Here is a 21700-nt window from a genome sequence, read left to right on the forward strand (position 1 = left end):
AGCGCGTGCTCGAAGCCATCGCGCGGCCGGGTGCGATGTTCGAGGGCCTCGGCGAGCAGCTGCTGTTCTATCTCAAGGTGCTCGCGTGGGTGCCGCGCACGGTCCGGCGCTACAGCAAGGAGACGCTGCGGCTGCTGACCGAGGTGTGCTTCGGTACCGGCGGCCTGGCCGTCATCGGCGGCACCCTGGGCGTGATGATCGGCATGACCCTGTTCACCGGCCTCATCGTCGGCATTCAGGGTTATGCGGCGCTCGAACAACTCGGCACGGCCGCACTGACGGGCTTCATCTCCGCTTACTTCAACACCCGGGAGGTGGCACCGCTCGCCGCGGGGCTGGCCCTGTCGTCCACCGTCGGCTGCGGATTCACCGCCCAGCTCGGCGCCATGCGGATCTCCGAGGAGATCGACGCCATGGAGGTCATGGGCATCCCGAGTCTGCCCTACCTGGTCACGACCCGGGTGATCGCCGGTGTCGTGGCGGTGATCCCGCTGTACGCGGTGGGACTGCTGTCGTCGTATCTGGCTTCCCGTCAGGTGACGATCTGGATGTACGGGCAGTCGGCGGGCACCTACGACCACTACTTCCACCTGTTCCTCCCGCCGGAGGACGTGCTGTGGTCGTTCCTGAAGGTGATCATCTTCAGCACCATCGTGATCATGTCCCACTGCTTCTACGGCTACTACGCGCGTGGCGGGCCCGCCGGTGTGGGCGTGGCAGTGGGCCGGGCGGTGCGGACCTCGATCGTGCTGGTCGCGGTGCTGGACTTCTTCCTCAGCCTCGCGATCTGGGGTGCGACGACGACGGTGAGGTTGTCCGGATGAGCACACGGAAAGCTGTGGTGCATCGGCTCGGGCTGCAGCTGCTCGGGCTGATCTTCCTCGTCGTGGCCGCCCTGTTCATCGCCACGACGATCGCGATCTACAACAAGGCGTTCTCCGACGCGGTCCCCGTGCGGCTCGAGGCCACGACCGCGGGCAACCAGCTGCGCATGGGCGCCGATGTGAAGATCCGCGGCATGCGCGTGGGCGAGGTGCGGTCGGTGAGCACCGACGGGCAGAAGGCGATCCTCGAATTGGCGATCGAACGTGACCGGATCGAAGCCGTGCCCGCGGGTGTGTCGGCACGGCTGCTGCCCAAGACCCTGTTCGGCGAGCGTTACGTGGCGCTGCAACCGCCGAAGCGTTCGGCCGGCTCCGGGGAGGTGGTGCCGTTGGCGGCCGGTGACGTCATCACCCAGGATCGCAGCCGCTCGGCCGTCGAACTGGAGGAAGTGCTGTCCAATGTGCTGCCGCTGCTCCAGTCGGTGCAGCCGCAGAAGCTCTCCGGCACGCTGTCGTCGGTGTCCGACGCACTGGAGGGACGCGGCGAGAAGTTCGGCGACACGCTCGTCGGGTTGTCGGAGTACCTGAAGGACTTCAACCCCTCGTTGCCCGACCTGTCGCACGACATCACGGCCGTGGCCGACGTGGCCGACATCTACCACGAGGCGGCACCCGATTTCCTCGCCGCGATGCGGGATCTGACCACGACGACGCGCACGATCGTCGAGAAGCGGCAGGGTCTCGCCGGCGTGTACAACAGCGTGGCAGGTGCGTCGGCCGATCTGGACCGGTTCCTCGCCGCCAACGAGCGCAACATCATCGGCCTGACGACGTCGTCGCAGCCCACGCTGGACGTGCTCGCCAAGTACGCACCGCAGTATCCGTGCATGTTCCGGCAGTTCGCCGAGGCGGTGCCGAACGCGAAGGCGGCGTTCGGACACGGCGACGACGAGATGAACCACGTCGTGATCCGGATGCTGGCCGACAACCGCGGCAAGTACGAGCCGGGAGTCGACGAGCCGCGGTACAACGACAAGCGCGGCCCGAGGTGCTATCCGCAGAAGGTGCCGCCCGAGCGGTTTCCGCAGTATCCGCCGGAAGGCCCGCTCGAGGACGGGTCGACCCATCCGGCGCCGTCGAAGAACTCCGGCCCGCTCCCGGGGCCGGTGCTGGGTTACGACGTGCCGTTCCCCGAGAACGGGGACGACAAGGCCGCGCTGCAGGGCGGTTCCGGCGACGCAGCGGGTGGCGACGCCGCTGGTGACACTGCGGGCGGCGACGCAGCGGGTGGCGACGCTCAGGACGGTTCCGGGACAGCTGCGCGCGGTGACGCCGCGGCTGGTGACGCTGCCGGTGGCGATACTGCGGGCGGTGGCGGTGCGGCGCAGGGCCGGATCTCCTCACCCGCGAACTCGGCCGCCGAACAGCGGCTCATCGGCGTGCTGCAGTCGCCGCGCACCGGGATCGCACCGGACGAGCTGCCGGGCTGGGGCGGCGTGCTGCTCGGTCCGCTGTACCGCGGGATGACGGTGGAGCTGCGATGAGGAGTATCGCCGGCGCGCTGCTGAAGATCTCGGTGTTCGCCGTCGTGACGGTGCTGCTGACGGGGTTGCTGGCCGCGACCATCGCCAACACGAACTTCGGCGACGCCTCGGGCTACACCGCCCGGTTCGTGGACGTGTCCGGACTGTCCGAGGGCGACGACGTGCGGATCGCGGGCGTGAAGGTCGGACAGGTCAAGGAGATCGCCGTCGGCGAGGGCGACCACGCGGAGGTCCGGTTCGACGTCGACGGCCAACGCAGGCTTCCCGCGCTGGTGACGGCCACCGTCAAGTACCGCAACCTCATCGGGCAGCGGTATCTGGCGCTCGGCACCGACGTGCCCGACCGGGAGCGGCTCGAACCGGGCGGCACGATCCCGCCGGAACGCACCAGTCCGGCGCTGAATCTCACGGTGCTGTTCAACGGTTTCCAGCCACTGTTCCGTGCACTCGATCCGAAGGAGATCAACCAGCTCTCCTACGAGATCATCCGGGTGTTCCAGGGCGAGGGCGGCACGGTGCGCAGCCTGCTGTCGCACACCGCGTCGTTGACCTCGACCCTCGCGTCGAAGGATCGGGTCATCGGCCAGACCATCGACAACCTGAACCGTGTCCTCGGCACGGTCAACTCGCGTACGCCGCAGGTGAAGAACCTCGTGTCGACGACGCAGCAGTTGGTGAGCGGGTTGGCGAAACAGCGGAAACCGATCGGGGAGGCCGTCTCCGGGCTGGCCGAACTGACCACGGCGACCGGCGGACTGCTCGAGGACGCACGGCAGCCGTTGCGCCAGGACGTGACAGCGCTGCGGAAGCTGGCGGGCAATCTGGCCGGTTCGCGCGAACTGATCGACGAGGTGCTGACGACGCTGCCGGGACACCTCCAGAAGTTCACGCGTGCCGTCAGCTACGGCAGCTGGTTCAACTATTACCTGTGCGATCTGCGCGGGACGATCGGTATCAAGGCGCTCAACGTCGACGTGCCGATCCTGCCGCTGCCCGCGACGGAGCAGCCGGAGAGGTGCCAGACAGAGTGAAACCGCTGACCGAACGCAACCAGGCCGCGGTGGGATTCGTGGCTCTCGTGCTGGTGGTGCTCACGACCGTCACCGTCTACCGGGCCGACGAGATCCCGATTCTGAGCGACCGCACGAGTTACGCCGCACACTTCGCCGAGTCCGCCGGACTGGCAGAGGGCAACGACGTGCAGCTGGCGGGGGTACGGGTCGGCGAGGTCGACGAGGTCGTGCTCGACGGCACGCGCGTGCGCGCGACCTTCTCGCTCGAGGGCATCGACACCTCGCGGATCGGCAACCGGACGAGGGCGTCGATCGAGATCAAGACGCTGCTGGGGGAGAAGTACCTCGCGCTCGCCCCGGAGGGCGAGGCGCCGCAGGACCCGGCCGAGCCGATACCGGTGGAGCGCACGGAGACGCCGTTCGAACTGCAGGACGCGTTCGACCAGCTGTCGGGGACGGTCGAGGACATCGACACCGACCAGCTGGCGAAGAGCTTCGACGTGGTGTCCGAGACCTTCGCCGACACCTCCGAGCCGATGACCGAGGCGTTGCAGGGACTCTCGGCGTTGTCGGAGACGGTGTCGTCGCGGGACGCCGAACTGGGCAGGCTGCTGTCGAACACCCGGCAGATCACCGGCACGCTCCGCAGCAGGAACCAGCAGCTGCGCAAGGTGATCGGCGACGGCAACACGTTGCTGACCGAACTGCAGAACCGGCGGCAGGCGATCAACCGGATGCTGGTCGGCACCCGGCAGGTGTCGCAGCAGCTGTCCGGGGTCGTCGACGACAACCGGGAGCAGCTCCAGCCGGCGTTGCAGGAACTGAGCAAGGTCACCACGGTGCTGCAGCGCAATCAGAACAACCTGGACCGCGGCTTGGAGCTGCTCGCGCCGTTCACCCGGCTCGGGACCAACGTGACCGGTAACGGCCGCTGGTTCGACGGCTACATCTGCGGGATGCTGCCGCCGACGATCAACACCGGCACCGGCTACGAGTACAACTCGGAGGGTTGCGTCGGTGACATGGCCGCGCCGGACCAGGGCGTCGGAGGTGGCCGATGACGATGGACACGCGCGCGGGCAGGAGCGTGTATCGCTGGCTGGCGACGGCCTGCGTGGCGGTACTCCTGCTGACCGGCGGCGTCTGGTGGTTGTTGCGCGAGGATGCGGGCATCAGGCTGACGGCGCACTTCGACCGCGCGGTCGGGCTGTATGCCGGGTCGACGGTGCGCGTGCTCGGCATCGAGGTCGGCGAGATCACGCGGGTGCAGCCACGCGGTGAGCAGGTCGTGGTGTCCATGCGCGTCGACAACGGGGTCCAGGTGCCGGAGGGGGCCGACGCGGTCGTCGTCGCGCCGAGCCTCGTCAGCGACCGCTACGTGCAGCTGACGCCGGTGTACGACGGCGGGCCCGTGATGACGTCCGGAACGGTGATCCCGCGGGACCGCACCGCCACCCCGATGGAGATCGACGACCTGTACGCGAGCCTCGACGAACTGTCGACGGCACTCGGGCCGGACGGGGCGAACTCCGACGGTGCGCTGTCTCGGGTGCTCGACACGACCGCGGCCAACCTCGACGGCAACGGCCGGAACCTGAACACCACGGTCACGAAACTGTCCGAACTGGCCACGACGCTCGACGACTCGTCGGACGACCTGTTCGGCACGGTGCGGAACCTGCAGAAGTTCACCGAGCTGCTCGCGACCAGTGACGCGCAGCTGAACCGCTTCTACGAGCGGCTGTCCGAGGTGAGCGGGTTCCTGGCCGAGGATTCCGACGACGTCGGCAAGGCGCTGTCGTCGCTGGGCGGGGCGCTGGGCAAGGTGAAAGGCTTCGTCGGCGAGAACCGGAAGGCGCTGTCGGACAACATCGGCAAGCTCGAAGGCATCACCCAGGTGCTGGTCGACCAGCGCGCCGCGGTCGCGGAGATCGCCGACGTCGCACCTCTCGGGCTGTCGAACTTCATCAACTCCTACGACGCCGCCTCCGGGTCGATCGCGATCCGCTACAACTTCAACGAGGTCACCAATCCGCTGATGACGAGCGCGTGCAAGCTGACGAAGTCACTGGCCGACCACCGAACGCCGGAGGCGCTGGACAAACTGTGCGAGATTCTCGGCCCGGTCGTCGACGGCGCCGCGAAGTTGCCGTCGGTCTCACAGCTGCTGGCCTCGATCCAGAGCGGCGAGCTGCCGCCGCTGCCGCTCCCGTCGATCGTGGCACCGGGAGGTCGGTGATGACGGAGACAACGGTGGCGACAGCGACGGCGGTGCAGCGAACGCCGGGCGGTGCCCGTCCCGGCAGGGCGCGGCGGGCGCTGCGACTGTCGTTGGTATGCCTGCTGTTGCTGGTGGCGGGCTGTGGCGACGGCGGATTCTCGGGGCTGTACAACGCACCATTGCCCGGCGGTGCCGACCTCGGTGACCGGCCGTATCGGATCACCGTGCGGTTCCACGACGTGCTCGATCTCGTGCCACAGGCGGCGGTGAAGGTCAATGACGTCGCCGTGGGGCGGGTGGAGCGGGTGCGGCTCGCCGACGACGGCAAGACCGCGCTCGCCGACCTCGCCCTGAACGGGGACATCGACCTGCCCGGCGACGCGGTGGCGGAACTGCGCCAGTCGAGCCTGCTCGGGGAGAAGTTCGTCGAGCTGCGGCCGCCCGCCGACGGCGGCGGCAAGGCCGCGCTCGGCGACGGCGACGTGATCCCCCTCGACCGGACGAACCGCAATCCGCAGGTGGAGGAGGTCCTCGGGGCGCTGTCGCTCCTGCTCAACGGCGGCGGAGTGGAACAGCTCAGGGACATCGTCGGGGAGCTCAACGATGCGCTGGCCGGGAACGAACCGGAGATCAGGGCGCTGCTGACCCGCGTGGACGAACTCGCGACCACATTGGACGAACAGCGCGGTGAGATCGTGCGGGCGATCGACGGGGTGCACCGGTTGTCGGGCACCCTGTCGAAACAGCGCGGCCACCTGTCCACGGCACTCGAGCACCTGGAGCCTGGGTTGAAGGTCGTCTCCGGACAGCGGGAGCAGCTGGTCGGCATGCTGAAATCACTGCGGAAGCTGTCCGGGACCGGTACCCGAGTGGTCGACGCGAGCAAACAGAGTCTCGTCGCGAACCTGCGAGCGCTCACCCCGACGCTGGAGAAGCTCGCCGAGACCGGTGCCGATCTGCCGGAAGCGATGCAGCTGCTGCCCAGCTATCCGATCCCGGTGTTCGGCGAGTCGATCATGCACGGCGACTACGCGAACGTGAGCGTGCGACTGGACCTGCAGCTCGACGCGATCCTCGAGAACGTCCTCAATGCGCGGAGGCCGCCGGTGCAGCTGCCGAACGACGACGGCACCGGCGCCGAGGGTGCCATCCCGTTCAACGACGGGGACGCCCCGCCGCCGCTGCCGCTGCCCGACCCCTCGGAATCGCTGACCGCTCCGCAGGCCGGTGCCGGCCAGGGGAGGGGCGGTACCGGCGGCGGTGTCGACGGGCTGCTCGGCGGCCTGGTGGGAGGTGGCTGATGAGACTGGAACGCAAGAACCGGTTGCAGCTCGTCGTGTTCGGCCTCATCTCCCTGCTGGCGGTCGGCTACGCCGGAGGCACGTATGCGGGCCTGGATCGGCTGTTCGGCAACCGCGGGTATCTGGTTCACATCCAGCTGAGCGAGTCGGGCGGCATCTTCGAGAACGCGGAGGTCGCCTACCGGGGCGTGACGGTCGGCCGGGTGACGGGCCTCAACCTCGACGGCCACGGTGTGACCGTCGACGTGGACATCGACAGCGGTACGCCCGACATTCCCGCCGACTCCGACGCCGTCGTCGCCAATCGCTCCGCCGTCGGTGAGCAATATGTCGATTTGCGGCCCCGGTCCGACGACGGGCCGTATCTCGAACACGGTTCGACGATCGACAGCTCCCGGACCGGCACGCCGGTGCCGCCCGGGCAGCTGCTCGGCAACCTCAACCAGCTCGTGTCCAGTGTGGATCCGGAGTCGTTGCGAACGGTCGTCGACGAACTCGACACCGCGTTCACCGGCGCGGGCCCCGACCTGGGGCGGCTGCTGGATTCGGCGGGATCGCTCACCGCCCAGGCCAAGGAGAATCTGCCGCAGACCGCGCAACTGCTGCGGCAGAGCCGGACCGTGCTCGACACCCAGCGCCGGAACGCCGACCAGTTGCGGTCGATCGCGGGCGGGTTCCGTGACATCGCGTCACAGCTGAAGAAATCCGACTCCGACCTGCGCAACGTGATCGACCGCGCTCCCGCGGCGAGCCGCGAGATCTCCGCGCTGCTCGACGAGTCCGGGACGAGCCTGTCGGTGATGATCGCGAACCTGCTGACGACCTCGCAGGTGCTCGAACCGCGGACGGACGCGCTCGAGCACATGATGGTGGCGCTGCCGATGGTGTCCGGCTTCTCGCGTTCGGTCGTGTCCAACGGCGAAGGGCATCTCGGTTTCGTGCCCACGTTCTTCGACCCGCACGGCTGCACCAAGGGGTACGAGGGCACCGAGCGCCGCCCCGCGAACGACACGCGGAACACCGAGCCCAACACCGAGGCCTATTGCGCCGAACCGCAGGGCAGTCCGAGCAATGTCCGTGGTGCGCAGAACGCGCCGGTGGCGGGTGAGCCGGTGCAGGTTCCGGGTGGCGACCAGGACGCGAGCGGCGACATCGACGGTGGTGCCGATCGGGATCGGGAGGAGTCACGGCGCGGGGGCCAGGACGGCAGTGGTGGGCTGCCCGGACTGCTCGACTTCTCGGCCACCGGCGGTTCCGGGCAGGGCGATTCGGCGGACTCCGGGTCGTCCGGCGACGGGATGGGCGGCCTGCTGGGGGTGGACGGATGAGGCCGGTACGGCTGCTGCGCCGGGTGGCCCGGGACCGCACCGTCGCGGTGCTGCTGGCCGTCGCTGTGATCGCGACCGTCTCCTGCGCCGGTCTGGGTTGGCGCTGGTGGGCGGTGGCGCACAGCGAGCCCGCCCACGGCGCCGCTGTCCGGGACGCGGCCGTACGCGAAGGAACCAGGGCACTCGAGGTGCTCCACACGATCGATCACCGCACCGCCGCATCGGATCTCGACGCGTGGGCACGAGTCACTTCGGGTGAGCTGCACGGCAGGTTGATTGGTGACCGGAAGCGGCACATCGACCGCGCCGGCGATGCCGAAACCGTCGCCACGGCAACGGTGACCCGCTCCGCGCTGTCCGAACTGGACGTCGAGGGCGGGACGGCGCGGCTGCTGGCGGTCGTCGACACCGACGTCGGCAAGGAGCAGCGGCGCAGCACGTTGATCGCATCCTTGGTGCGGAAAGGGGAGCGGTGGACCGTGTCGAACGTGCAGGCGGTCGGCTCGTGACCCGGCGTACGGTGCGGGAGCCCGGGGACCGCGAGGACGAGGAACCCGTCACGGAGCCCGGCGCGGAGCCCGAGGACGACCGCGAGGACCGGGCGGGCCGCGGCCACAGGGACACCGTGGACGAGGACGTGGACACCGAGGACGAGGATGCGGACGGCGAGGACCGTGCGGCCGGCGAGCCCGGTGATGCCGACGACGCGGCGGCCCGGAGGGATGGTCCGGCGGCACGGCGCGCGACGGTGCTCGCCGTCCTGGCCGCGGTGTGCGTCGTCGCCACGGCGGGTGCGGTCTGGCTGGGCATGCGTTCGGTGGACGCCGCGCCGGACGACGTGGCCCATGTCGATGCGGCGCGGACGCAGCAGTTGACGGAGGAGGTCGACGCCGCCGTCACGGCCGTGTTCTCGTACGACCGCGGTGATCTCGCGCGTACCGAGCGGGCGGCCGACCGGGTACTGACCGGAGCGGCGCGCCGTGAGTACGAGGCCCTCTTCGCCCGTCTCCGCGCGCAGGCCGCAGGGAGTCGGGATGGCGGAAACCGGGCCGGCGGGAACGGAGCCGACGGGACAGGCGATGCGGCCGCGTCGGGTGCCGTGCAGTCGACGACGGTCCGATCCGTCGGGGTGCGCAGTCTGACCGGCGGACGGGCGGAGCTGCTCGTGCTGGCCGATCGGCGGGTGCTGGGTGAGGACATGTCCTCCCGCGGTTCGGATTCGGTGTGGATCGACGTCGTGGCGGTGCGCAGCGACGGGAGCTGGCGCATCGCCGAGATGTCGCCGGTGTGAGTGCCGGAGCGGATGCGCGCGGCGCGTTCGTGTGGTGATCATGTACGACGGGTCCGGTGTGGCCCGGGCGCTGACGTTGCCAAAAAGTGAAACATGTTCTAGTCTTGCTCGATGATCATGGCGGTCGTCCGGCGGGTGCGGGTGAGGTGATCGGATGCGTATCGCGTTGTTGTCCTACCGGAGCAAACCGCACTGCGGTGGGCAGGGCGTGTACGTGCGGCACCTCAGCCGCGGACTGTCCGAACTCGGACACGACGTCGAGGTCCTGTCCGGCCAGCCGTATCCGGACCTCGACGACCCGGGCCGGCTCACGAAAGTGCCGAGTCTCGACCTGTACCGCGAATCGGATCCGTTCCGCACCCCGCGGCTCGGTGAGTACCGCGACGCGATAGACCTGTTCGAGACCGGCGCCATGTGGACGGCCGGCTTCCCGGAGCCGCTGACATTCAGTCTGCGCGCCGCGCGGTTGCTGCGGGGCCGAGCGTCCGACTTCGACGTCGTGCACGACAACCAGTGCCTCGGCTACGGCCTGCTCGGCCTGCAGCGTGCCGGTGTTCCCTTGCTGGCGACGGTTCACCATCCGATCACCAGGGACCGGGTCGCCGACCTGGCCGCGGCGTCGTGGCGGCGCAAGCTCGCGGTACGCCGCTGGTACGGCTTCGTGACGATGCAGGCGCGGGTGGCCCGGCGCCTTCCGCGGCTGATCACCGTGTCGCAGGCGTCCGCCGGTGACATCGCCGAGGACTTCCGGGTGGCGCAGGAGCGGCTCACCACGATTCCGCTCGGGGTCGACACGGAGCTGTTCCGCCCCGCCGGGGGCCGGGTTCCGGGCCGCATCGTGGCCGTGGCCAGTGCCGACGTGCCGTTGAAAGGCGTCCGTCATCTGCTCGAGTCGGTGGCGAAACTCCGGGTCGAACGTGACGTGGAGCTGGTGCTGGTCAGCAAGCTCGCCGACGACGGTCCGACCCGCAGGCTCATCGACGAACTCGCGATCGGCGACGTCGTGCGCGCGGTGCACGGGCTGGCCGACGACGAGCTCGCCGGCCTGCTGGCCTCAGCCGAGGTGGCCTGCGTGCCGTCCCTCTACGAGGGGTTCTCGCTGCCGACGGTCGAGGCGATGGCGTGCGGCACGCCGCTGGTGGTCAGCCGCGCGGGTGCGCTGCCAGAGGTGGTGGGCGACTGCGGCCGGCTCGTGCCGCCCGGCGACACCGAGGCGCTGACGCGGGAACTGGCCACGGTGCTTGACGACCGGGAGTTACGGGGCCGTCTCGGTGATGCGGGAAGGGCACGAGCCCTCGAACGGTACAGCTGGCGATCGGTCGCTGCGTCCACAGTGGACGTATACCGCGAGGTGATCGACCGGACACGGCGAAAGGCGGGGTAGATGCTGACGGTGGATTTCGACCGCATCGGGGTGGGCCCGGGTACGACGGTGATCGACGTCGGTTGCGGTGCGGGTAGGCACGCGTTCGAGGCCTACCGGCGCGGCGCCGACGTCGTCGCGTTCGACCAGGACAAGCCCGCGCTGGCCGAGGTCGAGACGATGTTCGCGGCGATGTCCGCCGAAGGGCAGGTACCGGCGGGGGCGGCGGCCACCACGGTCGCGGGCGACGCGCTACGGCTGCCGTTCCCCGACGACTCGTTCGACTGCGTGATCGCCTCGGAGATCCTGGAGCACGTCCCCGAGGACGAGCGGGCCATCGCCGAACTGGTGCGCGTGGCGCGGCCCGGCGGCTCCGTCGTCGTCACGGTGCCGCGGTGGCTGCCGGAACGCGTGTGCTGGCTGCTCTCCGACGCTTACCGCGAGGTCGAGGGCGGGCACGTGCGCATCTATCGGGGCGACGAACTACGCGGCAAGCTGCGTGCCGCCGGGCTGCGGCCCGTCGCGGGCGAGCACGCCCACGCGCTGCACGCGCCCTACTGGTGGCTCAAGTGCGCCGTCGGGCCCGACAACGACGACAACCCGCTGGTCAAGGCCTATCACCGGCTGCTGGTGTGGGACATGATGCGCGCCCCCTGGCCGACACGTACCGCCGAGCGGCTGCTCGACCCCGTGGTCGGCAAGAGCCTCGCGGTGTACAGCGTCAAGGACGCCGGTGCCGTCGCCGGCGCGGGCGGGGACGGCGGTGGACAGGGGGTCGCCGGTGCCCCGGACTGACGTGCCCGAGGTGCCCGGAGTCCTCGCCGCCGCCGACGTGGCCGCCACAGCCCGGTCGATCGCCGCCGTGCAGGAGGGCTCCGGTGCCGTTCCGTGGTTTCCCGGTGGCCACACCGACCCGTGGGACCACGTTGAATCCGCCATGGCGTTGACGGCAGCCGGGCTTCGCGACGAGGCCGCGGCCGCCTACGACTGGTGCCGCCGCACCCAGCGGTCCGACGGATCGTGGCCCGCGAAGGTCGTCGACGGCGGTGTGGGGGACCCGACTACCGACACGAACTTCTGCGCCTACGTCGCTGTCGGCGTGTGGCACCACCTCACGTGCACCGGGGACGACGAGTTCGCCCGGCGCATGTGGCCGGTCGTGCGGGCCGCCATCGACCTCGTGCTCGACGCGCAGACCGAACGCGGCGAGGTTGCCTGGGCGCGCGGCGGCGACGGGACATGGGCGAGCGAGGCGCTGCTGTCCGGGTGCGCGAGCATCCACCAGAGCCTGCGATGTGCGCTCGCACTGGCCGACCACGTCGAGCGTCCCCAGCCGGACTGGGAGGTCGCGCTCGGGAGACTGGGACACGCCCTGCGGGCCCACCCCGAGGCGTTCACGGACAAGAGTCGGTATTCGATGGACTGGTACTACCCGGTGCTCGGGGGAGCCGTCCGCGGGCCCGCCGGGCTCGACCGGATCCACCGGCGCTGGCCCGAGTTCGTCGTCGACGGGCTCGGTGCGCGGTGTGTCGACGACCGGCCGTGGGTCACCGGGGCGGAGACGTGCGAGCTCGTGCTTAGCCTGGACGCCGTGGGCGAAGCCGTGCTCGGCAGGGAGTTGCTGGCGGCCATGCAGCATCTGCGGGATCCCGGCGGCTCGTACTGGACCGGCTACGTCTTCACCGACGGCAAACGCTGGCCGGAGGAGCGGACCACGTGGACCGGTGCGGCCGTGATCCTGGCCGCCGATGCGCTGTCGCGCACCACCCCGGCTTCGGCGATCTTCCGCGGCGACGGCCTCCCGCTCGGCCTCGCACCCGTCGGCACCGGTTGTGACTGCGACACCTACGTGACCGGCGTTCCCGGCTGACCGTCGATCCGGCGCAGCAATCGCATCGAGCCATTCGCCGTGTGTTCGGCGAACTGGCCGGAGGCGAGTGCGCGGCGGAAGATGTGGAACGGCGGGCGGCCGCCGTCGCGGGGATCGGGGAACACGTCGTGGATGGCCAGCAGTCCGCCCGGTCGCACCCACGGCGCCCAGCCCGCGAGGTCGGCGTCGGCGGCCTCCTCGGTGTGGCCGCCGTCGATGAACACCAGGTCGGCGGGCGTCCGCCAGAGTGCTGCGACGTCGGGGGAACGGCCGACCACGGCGACGACGTGCTCCTCCAGTCCGGCGCCGGCGATGGTGCGGCGGAATGCGCCCAGGGTGTCGAGGCGGCCGGTGCCGGGATCGACGAGGCCGGGGTCGTGGTACTCCCAGCCGGGTTGATGTTCCTCGGAACCGCGGTGGTGATCGACGGTCACGACGCGTGCGCCCGTCTCCCGCGCGGCCGCGCCCAGGAAGACGGTCGACTTGCCGCAGTAACTGCCGATCTCCACGGCCACGGGTGTCTCCGTGGCGTCGCCTCGCCGGGCGGCCACCGTCTCGTGCAGGGCGTCGTAGAGGGCGAGTCCCTCGTCGGTGGGCATGAAGCCGGGTGCCTCGAGCGCGGCGGTCAACAGCTCGGGCGGCATGGCCGTGGCAGCGGGCATGCGGGGAACTGTAGGCGCGTGCCACGACGGGCTCAACCGTCGTCTTTCGAATGCAACACGATGCCGCCCTGTGTGCTGATGACCGTCGCCCGCGCTGTCAGCGACCGTTTTCCGAGCCAGACAATAGTTGAAACATGTTTCAGAAATCGGCATCATGTGGAGGCGATCAGCTCGCCGGAAGGAGCCTTCGATGCCGCACCGGGAATGGGACGCCGAGGCCGACGTCGTGATCGTCGGCTTCGGGGGCGCAGGGGCGTGCGCCGCCATCGACGCCTGCGACCGCGGTGCCGACGTGCTCGTCCTCGACCGTTTCCAGGGCGGCGGCGCGACCGCCATCAGCGGCGGGGTCGTCTACGCCGGAGGCGGCACGCAGCATCAGCGGGCCGCGGGATTCGAGGACACCACCGAGGCGATGCTCGACTATCTCAGGCTCGAGACCGACGGTGTGGTCTCCGACGAGACGCTCGCGCGATTCTGTGAGCAGAGTCCCGACAATCTGCGCTGGCTCGAACGACACGGCGTGCCGTTCGAGGGCAGCATGGCGCCGCGCAAGACGTCGTACCCCACCAACGAGCACTACCTGTACTACTCGGGCAACGAGCTCGCCCCGCCGTTCTCCGACGCCGCGGTTCCCGCCCCGCGCGGGCACCGTGCGAAGGGGGCGGGCGTGTCCGGCAAACCGCTGTTCGGGGCGCTGCGCAGGGCCGTGGCCCGCAGGCCGATCGCGGTGCGGACCCAGACCAAGGCCAGAAGCCTCGTCACCGACGGCGAGCGGATCGTCGGCGTGGAGGTCTCGGAGATCGGTGGGCGCGTCCCGCGCGGGCTGCACCGGGTGCTGGCGTGGGCGGGCCGCAAGCTCAACATCTACTACCGGCCGCTCGGCCGGATGCTCGACGGGCCGGTCGCGAACCTGGAACGCAGGCACGGCGTGCCGCGCCGGTATCGCGCTCGCCGCGGCGTCGTGCTCGCCGCAGGCGGGTTCGTCTTCAACCGGCAGCTGGTGGCCGAACATGCGCCCGCCTACCGCCGCGGCTCGTCGCTCGGCACGATCGCTGACGACGGCAGTGGCATCGCGCTCGGGGAATCGGTGGGCGGGCGGGCCGACCGGCTGCACCGCGTGTCCGCGTGGCGGTTCTTCAACCCGCCGCTGGCGATGGTCGACGGAGTGCTCGTCAACAATCGCGGCGAGCGCATCTGCAACGAGGCCTACTACGGCGCGCGTATCGGCGACCGGGTCGCGCGGCAGCCCGATTCGGAGGCGTATCTGATCATCGACGCCCGCATCCGTGCCGAGGCGCTCCGGCAGGCCCCGTCGCAGACACTGTGGTTCCAGCGGTTGCAGGCCGAGTACGTCCTGCGGATCGGCCACGTCCGCGCCACCGACCTGCCGACGCTGGCCCGCAGCCGGGGCATCGACCCGGACGTGCTGGCCCACACGATCGAGGAGTACAACGCCGGTGCCGCCGCCGGTCACGACCGGATGGGCAAGGACCCGGCACATGTGCACCCGCTGTCGAGCGGCCCGTTCTACGCGATCGACTGCTCCATCCGTACCCAGCCGGGATTCCCGATCCCGATGATCACGCTCGGCGGCCTGACCGTCGACGAAACGACCGGGGCCGTCACGCGTGAGGACGGCTCGCCCGTGCCGGGGCTGTACGCCGCGGGCCGCAACGCCGTCGGCGTGTGCTCGGAGTCCTATGTGAGCGGTCTGTCCATTGCGGACTGCGTGTTCTCCGGGCGCCGCGTGGCGGCCGCACTGACCGAGAAGCGATTTCAGGAGGAACAGGCGTGAGGATCGTCGTCGACTGGGACCTGTGTGAGTCGAACGGAATTTGTGAGGCCGTCGCACCCGACGTGTTCGAACTGGACGAGGACGAGAACCTGATCCTCAAGGCGGACCCGGATGCCGAGAACCGCGGCCGGATCCTGCAGGCCGTCGAGTCGTGCCCGAAGGCCGCGCTGTCGCTGGACGAGTCCGAGTGACGGGCGAGCAGGCGGCCGGGGCGGCGCCGCGGGAGGGTACCGATGTGGAGGAGTTCGACGTCGTCGTGGTCGGCAGCGGTGCGGCCGGACTGACCGCGGCCCTGCGCGCGGCGCATCTCGGGTTGTCCACCGTGGTGCTCGAGAAGGCCGCCGCCTTCGGCGGGTCGACCGCCCGGTCGGGTGGCGGCGTGTGGGTTCCCGGCAACGACGCCCTGCGGCGCGCGGGCGTCTCGGACACGCCGCAGGCCGCCCGGGAGTACCTGCATTCGATCGTGGGTGATGCGGCCGAGCCGGAGCGCATCGACACGTATCTCGAGCACGGGCCGGCCGTGCTGTCGTTCGTGGAGCGGACCACGCCGTTACGGCTGCGCTGGGTGCGCGGATACTCCGACTACTACCCCGAGGCTCCCGGCGGGAAGGCGGTCGGCCGGTCCGCCGAGCCCAAGCCCGTCGACGCCCGGCTGCTCGGCGAGGATCGGGATCGGCTGGAGCCGCCGTACAGCGCGCCGCCGCTCGGGGTTCCGCTCGGGCAGGCCGACTACCGGTGGCTGAGCCTGATCGCACGCCACCCGCGCGGTCTGCTGACCCTGCTGAGCCTGGGCATGCGCTGGCTGGGCGGCCTGCTGCTGGGCAAACGCCAGCTGGTCATGGGACAGGCGATCGCGGCCGCGCTCCGGATCGGCGTTCGCCGCGCCGGTGCCGAGGTCAGGCTCAACCGGCCGCTGCTGCGCCTCGAGACGGCAGGCGGTCGGGTGGCCGGCGTCGTCGTCGACCGGGACGGCGAGGAAGCCGTGGTGCGCGCCCGCCACGGAGTGGTGCTCGCCGCGGGTGGGTTCGAGCACAACGCCGCGATGCGCGAGCGGTACCAGCGCGCCCCCATCGGTACGGAATGGACGGTCGGAGCCAAGGCCAACACCGGCGACGCCATCACGGCAGCGACGGCCGTGGGTGCTGCGGTGGACCTCATGGACGACGCCTGGTGGGGACCGTCGATCCCGTTGCCGGGCGGACCGTGGTTCGCGCTGGCGGAACGGTCCCGGCCCGGCAGCATCATGGTGAACGAGCACGGCCGCCGGTTCGTGAACGAGTCGGCGCCCTACGTGGACGCCGTTCACGCGATGTACGGCGGCGACCAGGGGCGCGGTGACGGTCCCGGGGAGAACATCCCGACGTGGCTGGTGTTCGACCAGCGGTACCGCAACCGGTACATGTTCACCGGGCTCGGCCCCCGCCAGCCCCTGCCAGGGCGCTGGTACAAGCACGGCGTCGTGGTGCAGGCGTCGTCGGTCGGTGAACTGGCCGAGAAGATGGGTGTACCGGCCGCGGCACTCGAGTCCACAGTGGAGCGCTTCAACGAGTACGCCGGTGCGGGTGAGGACGCCGAGTTCGGTCGGGGCCGCAGCCGTTACGACCACTACTACGGCGATCCGCGGAACCGTCCCAACCCGAGCCTCGGTGCGCTGAACCAGGCGCCCTTCTACGCCGTGAAGATGGTGCCGGGGGACCTCGGCACGAAGGGCGGCGTGCGCACGGACACGCGGGCGCGAGTGTTGCGCGAGGACGGATCGGTGATCGACGGGCTCTACGCGGCGGGCAACAGCAGCGCCGCGGTGATGGGCCGCACCTACGCCGGCCCCGGCGCGACGATCGGCCCGGCGATGGTCTTCGGCTACCTGGCCGCCGAGGATCTGGCGGAGACGGGCGCCGGCACAGCGGCCGGATCCGGTACGGCGGCCGGCCCCGAGCACCAGGACGCACGCACGGACACGGCTTCGTAGTCACCACGGCTGCGTAGGCGGCATGGCGTCGGAGTGAGGTGGAACCGTCACAGGACGGCGGTCCGCAGGAACGGTGGCGCCGCAGGGCAGGGTGCAGGTGGTGCCGCCGTGGCAGCACTGTCGGGGTGGCAGCACTGTCGGGCAGTGGTGTGACGGCGGGGGTGGCGGGCCGTGGTGCTGGGCAGCGGTGTGGACCGACAGCCGTGACGGTGCCGGCACCGCCACGGCCGTGACGGTGCCGTCGGGGACGCCGGACCGCGGGCGACGCTGGGTGTCTCCTCCTGCCGGCGACCGCTGAGTGGCGCCACCGCGGGCGTGGGTAACCTTCCCGCGTGTCTGTCAACAAGGACGAGCGCGGCGTCACTGCCTCCGGTGGTTCTGCGTCCGGTGGTGCTGCTCCCGGTGTGTCCGGTCCGTCCGCGGCGCCGTCGGGTCGTACCGGGCCACCGCGGCCCGCGTACACCGAACCGGTTCCCGTGACGACGCTCGTGGCGCGCTCCGGTTCGCGCCTGCTCGCCGACCCGTCCGCGCCCGAGGTGACCGTGACGGGGGCGACGCTGCGCGGACAGGACGTGCGGCCAGGGGACCTGTTCGCCGCGCTGCCCGGCGCGCGTGTGCACGGCGCCGATTTCGCGGCCGGCGCGATCGCCGCGGGCGCCGCTGCCATCCTCACCGACGAGGCGGGCACCGAACGTCCCGCGATCGCCGAGACCGAGCTGCCCGTGCTCGTGCATTCCGAGCCGCGTGCGGTCCTCGGTGAGATCGCCGCCTGGATCTACGGCGAACCGTCGCTGACCCTCAACGTCCTCGGAACCACGGGCACATCGGGCAAAACGACCACGGCCTACCTCGTCGAGTCGGGCCTGCGCGCGGCGGGTCACACGACCGGTCTCATCGGAACGGTCGAGACCCGCGTCTCGGGCGAACGTCTCGCCAGCGCGTTCACCACACCGGAGGCACCGGACCTGCAGGCGCTGTTCGCGCTCATGGTCGAGCAGGGCGTGACGCACGTGCCCATGGAGGTCTCCAGTCACGCGCTGAGCCTCGGCCGGGTGAACGGCACGCGGTTCACGGTGGGGGCGTTCACCAACCTGTCGCAGGACCACCTCGACTTCCACCGCGACATGGACGACTACTTCGCCGCGAAGTCGCTGCTGTTCGACGGCCGGTCGACGAGCGAGGTCGTGGTCGTCGACGCCGAGTGGGGTCGTAGGCTCGTCACCCCGCAGACGATCACGGTCGCCACCGAGCGCGGCGTCGACGCCGTATGGCGGGCGACCGACATCGCCACGACGCCCACCGGCGAACAGGGCTTCACCCTCCACGGGCCGGACGGGCGCACCGCCCGCGCCAGCATCCCGCTGCCGGGGGAGTTCAACGTCGCCAACGCGACCCTGGCCGCGGCGATCCTGGACACGGTGGGCATCCCCCTCGACGCCATCGTCGCGGGCCTGGCATCCGTCGAGGTCCCGGGCCGGATGGAACGCGTCGCGCTGGGTCAGCCGTTCGCCGCCGTCGTCGACTACGCGCACAAGCCCGCTGCCGTCACGGAGGCCTTGCGTGCGCTGCGGGCGGGCACGCAGGGACGCATCATCACGGTGCTCGGATGCGGCGGCGATCGCGACACCGCCAAGCGGGCCATCATGGGTGAGGCGGCGGTGCGCGGCAGCGAACTGGTGATCGTCACCGACGACAATCCGCGTAGCGAGGATCCGGCCGCGATCAGGGCGGAGATACTGCAGGGCGCCAGGGCCGTCGACTCGGCCGAGGCCGGCGAGATCCGCGAGATCGGCGACCGCAGGGAGGCCATCGTCGCCGCCGTCGCCGCGGCAGGCCACGGGGACGTCGTGCTCGTGGCGGGCAAGGGACACGAGAGCGGGCAGAACATCGCGGGCGTGGTGCATCCCTTCTCCGACAGGGATGAACTCGCGGCCGCCATCCGCGACAGGTTCGAGGTGAGCGTGTGATCGAGATGAGCATGGCCGAGATCGCCGAGGTGACCGGCGGCCGGCTGCACCGGGCCGAGGGCACCGAACGCGTGACGGCGTCGGTGGAGTTCGACTCCCGCAGGCTCACCGGGGGCGGGTTGTTCGTCGCACTGCCCGGCGAACGGGTCGACGGGCACGAGTTCGCCGCGAAGGCCGTGGCCGACGGTGCCGCGGGTGTGCTCGCGGGCCGCGAGGTCGACGCGCCCGCCGTGATCGCCCCGCCGGTCGAGGCCGCGCACGCGAACGCCATGGCGCTGGCCGGTGACAGCGACGGGTCCGGCGCGGCGGTGCTCGCGGCGCTCGGCAGGCTCGCCAGGCACGTCGTCACGCGGCTGACCGAGGGCGGGATGACGGTCGTCGGCGTCACCGGTTCGTCCGGTAAGACCTCCACCAAGGACCTCATCGCGCAGCTGCTCGAGCCGCTGGGCCCGACGATCGCGCCGCCGGGTTCGTTCAACAACGAGCTGGGCCACCCCTGGACCGCGCTGCGTGCCGACTCCTCGACGCGCAACCTCGTCCTGGAGCTGTCGGCCCGCGGCCCCGGCCACATCGCCGAGCTGGCGCAGATCGCGCCGCCGACGATCGGTGCGGTGCTCAACGTCGGCACCGCCCACGTCGGCGAGTTCGGCTCCCGTGAGGGCATCGCGCGGACGAAGGGTGAGCTGGTCGAGGCGCTGCCCGCCGACGGCGTGGCCGTGCTCAACGCCGACGACCCGCTGGTCGCCGCCATGGCTTCGCGCACCTCGGCGCGCGTCGTGTTCGTCGGCGAGAGCTCCGAGGCGACGGTGCGGGCCGAGGACGTCCGCCTCGACGACCAGGCGCGTGCCTCGTTCCGGCTGGTCGCCCCGCAGGGCACCGCCGACGTGACGCTGTCGCTGCACGGTGAGCACCACGTCGGCAACGCCCTCACCGCCGCCGCGATCGCCCTCGAACTCGGTACGCCCGTCGCCGAGGTGGCCGAACGCCTGTCCGGCGCCGAGCGCCGGTCCTCCCGGCGCATGGAGGTCACCACGCGCGCCGACGGCGTCACCGTGCTCAACGACTCGTACAACGCCAATCCCGAGTCGATGAAGGCCGCGCTCAAGACCCTCGCGTCGATGACCCGGGGCGCGGGCAGGCGGTCGTGGGCGGTCCTGTCGGAGATGGGCGAACTGGGTACCGATAGCGTGTCCGCGCACGACGAGATCGGCAGGCTCGCGGTGCGCCTGAACATCAGCAGACTCGTGGTGGTCGGAGACGCGGCCGCCCCGATGCACACCGGTGCCAGCCACGAAGGTTCTTGGGGAGAGGAGTCGGTTCTGGTTCCCGACACCGACGCGGCCGTCGCCCTGCTGCGCGACGAACTGCGTTCCGACGACGTGGTCCTGGTGAAGGCCTCCAAGGTCGCCGAGATGTGGCGGGTGGCCGACGCGTTGCTGGAGGGCACCGAGCTGGAGGGCACCCAGTGATCAGCATCCTGATCGCGGCCTCGGTGGGGCTGCTGATCTCCATCCTGTTCACCCCGTATCTGATCAGGCTGTTCTCGAAGCAGGGCTTCGGGCAGGAGATCCGTGAGGAAGGGCCGGAAGGCCACCGCTCGAAGCGCGGCACCCCCACGATGGGCGGTGTGGCGATCATCGTGGCGATGGTCGTCGCGTACTTCGTGGCGCACCTGGTCGACGTGCTGCGGGACTCGTCGAACTCCGGGCCGACGGCGTCCGGTCTGCTCGTGCTGTTCCTGTCCGTCGGGCTCGGCCTCGTGGGCTTCCTCGACGACTTCATCAAGATCCGCAAGCAGCGCAACCTCGGTCTCAACAAGACGGCCAAACTGGTCGGCCAGCTGCTCGTCGCGGTCGTGTTCGGCATCCTCGCGCTGCAGTTCGTCAACGACAACGGCCTGGCACCCGCCTCGCAGCACCTGTCGTACGTGCGGGACCTGTCACTGATCTTCTTCCCCCTCCCGGTATTCATCCTGTTCTGCTACCTGCTGATCTCGGCGTGGTCGAACGCGGTGAACTTCACCGACGGGCTCGACGGCCTCGCAGGCGGCGCCGGGGCGATGGTGCTGGTCACCTACGTGGTGATCGCCTTCTGGCAGGCTCGGCTCAGCTGTGTCGAGACGCCGCAGGCCGCGTGCTACGACGTCCGCGACCCGCTCGACCTCGCAGTGGTGGCCGCGGCCGCGGCGGGCGCGTGTGTCGGGTTCCTGTGGTGGAACGCCGCACCGGCGAAGATCTTCATGGGCGACACCGGTTCGCTCGCGCTCGGTGGCCTCATCGCCGGCCTGTCGATGACGACGCGCACCGAGCTGCTCGCCATCGTCATCGGCGGTCTGTTCGTGGTCGAGATGGTGTCGGTCGTGCTGCAGATCGCGGTCTTCCGCACGACGCGCAAGCGGCTGTTCCGGATGGCGCCGTTCCACCACCACTTCGAGCTCTCCGGCTGGGCCGAGACGACGGTGATCATCCGCTTCTGGCTGCTCGCAGCCGTGTGCTGCATGTTCGGCCTGGGCCTGTTCTACAGCGAACAGCTCGGTCTCGGCGGGGGCTGAC

19 protein-coding genes are annotated in these 21700 nt (G+C 70.5%); 18 read left to right on the top strand and 1 reads right to left on the bottom strand.

Annotated features, from left to right (window positions below):
• The first annotated feature begins 35 nt into the window (after window positions 1-35).
• The 12 genes from LY40_RS10920 to LY40_RS10975 all read left to right on the top strand — a co-directional run bounded on the left by LY40_RS10920 (window position 36) and on the right by LY40_RS10975 (window position 12755).
• A complete protein-coding gene (locus LY40_RS10920; protein WP_221213338.1) occupies window positions 36-824 on the top strand; it encodes an MlaE family ABC transporter permease in 789 nt (262 codons plus the stop codon).
• The gene (locus LY40_RS10925; RefSeq protein WP_258936708.1) at window positions 821-2368 is read left to right on the top strand and encodes an MCE family protein; all 1548 of its coding nucleotides are present in this window, start codon (window positions 821-823) and stop codon (window positions 2366-2368) included. The genes LY40_RS10920 and LY40_RS10925 overlap by 4 nt, the downstream gene beginning before the upstream one ends.
• The gene (locus tag LY40_RS10930; protein ID WP_183784004.1) at window positions 2365-3399 is read left to right on the top strand and encodes an MCE family protein; all 1035 of its coding nucleotides are present in this window, start codon (window positions 2365-2367) and stop codon (window positions 3397-3399) included. The genes LY40_RS10925 and LY40_RS10930 overlap by 4 nt, the downstream gene beginning before the upstream one ends.
• Window positions 3396-4442, top strand: a complete 1047-nt coding sequence (locus LY40_RS10935; RefSeq protein WP_258936709.1) for an MCE family protein — start codon at window positions 3396-3398, stop codon at window positions 4440-4442. Before LY40_RS10930 ends, LY40_RS10935 begins: the two co-directional genes overlap by 4 nt.
• Window positions 4439-5620, top strand: coding sequence for an MCE family protein (locus LY40_RS10940; protein WP_183784006.1), 1182 nt, complete (start codon window positions 4439-4441; stop codon window positions 5618-5620). Before LY40_RS10935 ends, LY40_RS10940 begins: the two co-directional genes overlap by 4 nt.
• On the top strand, window positions 5620-6903 hold the full coding sequence (locus LY40_RS10945) for an MCE family protein (protein WP_183784008.1): 1284 nt from the start codon (window positions 5620-5622) through the stop codon (window positions 6901-6903). Before LY40_RS10940 ends, LY40_RS10945 begins: the two co-directional genes overlap by 1 nt.
• A complete protein-coding gene (locus LY40_RS10950; RefSeq protein ID WP_258936710.1) occupies window positions 6903-8231 on the top strand; it encodes an MCE family protein in 1329 nt (442 codons plus the stop codon). The genes LY40_RS10945 and LY40_RS10950 overlap by 1 nt, the downstream gene beginning before the upstream one ends.
• Window positions 8228-8740, top strand: a complete 513-nt coding sequence (locus LY40_RS10955) for a hypothetical protein (protein WP_258936711.1) — start codon at window positions 8228-8230, stop codon at window positions 8738-8740. The genes LY40_RS10950 and LY40_RS10955 overlap by 4 nt, the downstream gene beginning before the upstream one ends.
• The gene (locus tag LY40_RS10960) at window positions 8737-9522 is read left to right on the top strand and encodes a hypothetical protein (RefSeq protein WP_258936712.1); all 786 of its coding nucleotides are present in this window, start codon (window positions 8737-8739) and stop codon (window positions 9520-9522) included. Before LY40_RS10955 ends, LY40_RS10960 begins: the two co-directional genes overlap by 4 nt.
• 154 nt (window positions 9523-9676) lie before the next feature.
• A complete protein-coding gene (locus LY40_RS10965) occupies window positions 9677-10906 on the top strand; it encodes a glycosyltransferase family 4 protein (protein ID WP_258936713.1) in 1230 nt (409 codons plus the stop codon).
• The gene (locus LY40_RS10970) at window positions 10907-11680 is read left to right on the top strand and encodes a class I SAM-dependent methyltransferase (RefSeq protein WP_258936714.1); all 774 of its coding nucleotides are present in this window, start codon (window positions 10907-10909) and stop codon (window positions 11678-11680) included.
• A complete protein-coding gene (locus LY40_RS10975) occupies window positions 11667-12755 on the top strand; it encodes a prenyltransferase/squalene oxidase repeat-containing protein (protein ID WP_258936715.1) in 1089 nt (362 codons plus the stop codon). Before LY40_RS10970 ends, LY40_RS10975 begins: the two co-directional genes overlap by 14 nt.
• Here the strand turns inward: LY40_RS10975 and LY40_RS10980 are convergent.
• Window positions 12731-13417 carry a class I SAM-dependent methyltransferase gene (locus LY40_RS10980; protein ID WP_258936716.1) on the bottom strand — a complete coding sequence of 229 codons (687 nt, stop codon included), beginning with the start codon at window positions 13415-13417 and terminating at the stop codon, window positions 12731-12733. The two genes, LY40_RS10975 and LY40_RS10980, sit on opposite strands and share 25 nt — an antisense overlap.
• A gap of 190 nt (window positions 13418-13607) precedes the next feature.
• Here LY40_RS10980 and LY40_RS10985 point away from each other — a divergent pair, with 190 nt between their 5' ends.
• From LY40_RS10985 to mraY, 6 genes are all read left to right on the top strand, one after another.
• Entirely contained in the window at window positions 13608-15212 is a 1605-nt protein-coding gene (locus LY40_RS10985) for an FAD-binding protein (RefSeq protein ID WP_258936717.1), read from the top strand.
• Entirely contained in the window at window positions 15209-15403 is a 195-nt protein-coding gene (locus LY40_RS10990; RefSeq protein WP_183784025.1) for a ferredoxin, read from the top strand. The genes LY40_RS10985 and LY40_RS10990 overlap by 4 nt, the downstream gene beginning before the upstream one ends.
• The gene (kstD, locus tag LY40_RS10995) at window positions 15400-17181 is read left to right on the top strand and encodes a 3-oxosteroid 1-dehydrogenase (protein WP_258936718.1); all 1782 of its coding nucleotides are present in this window, start codon (window positions 15400-15402) and stop codon (window positions 17179-17181) included. Before LY40_RS10990 ends, kstD begins: the two co-directional genes overlap by 4 nt.
• Window positions 17182-17585: 404 nt before the next feature.
• A complete protein-coding gene (locus LY40_RS11000; protein ID WP_258936769.1) occupies window positions 17586-19148 on the top strand; it encodes a UDP-N-acetylmuramoyl-L-alanyl-D-glutamate--2,6-diaminopimelate ligase in 1563 nt (520 codons plus the stop codon).
• On the top strand, window positions 19145-20617 hold the full coding sequence (locus tag LY40_RS11005; protein ID WP_183784027.1) for a UDP-N-acetylmuramoyl-tripeptide--D-alanyl-D-alanine ligase: 1473 nt from the start codon (window positions 19145-19147) through the stop codon (window positions 20615-20617). The genes LY40_RS11000 and LY40_RS11005 overlap by 4 nt, the downstream gene beginning before the upstream one ends.
• A complete protein-coding gene (gene mraY / locus LY40_RS11010) occupies window positions 20614-21699 on the top strand; it encodes a phospho-N-acetylmuramoyl-pentapeptide-transferase (RefSeq protein ID WP_183784029.1) in 1086 nt (361 codons plus the stop codon). The genes LY40_RS11005 and mraY overlap by 4 nt, the downstream gene beginning before the upstream one ends.
• The last annotated feature ends 1 nt before the right edge of the window (window position 21700 follow it).

This window comes from Prauserella salsuginis (assembly GCF_024648885.1).
Lineage (GTDB): Bacteria > Actinomycetota > Actinomycetes > Mycobacteriales > Pseudonocardiaceae > Prauserella > Prauserella salsuginis.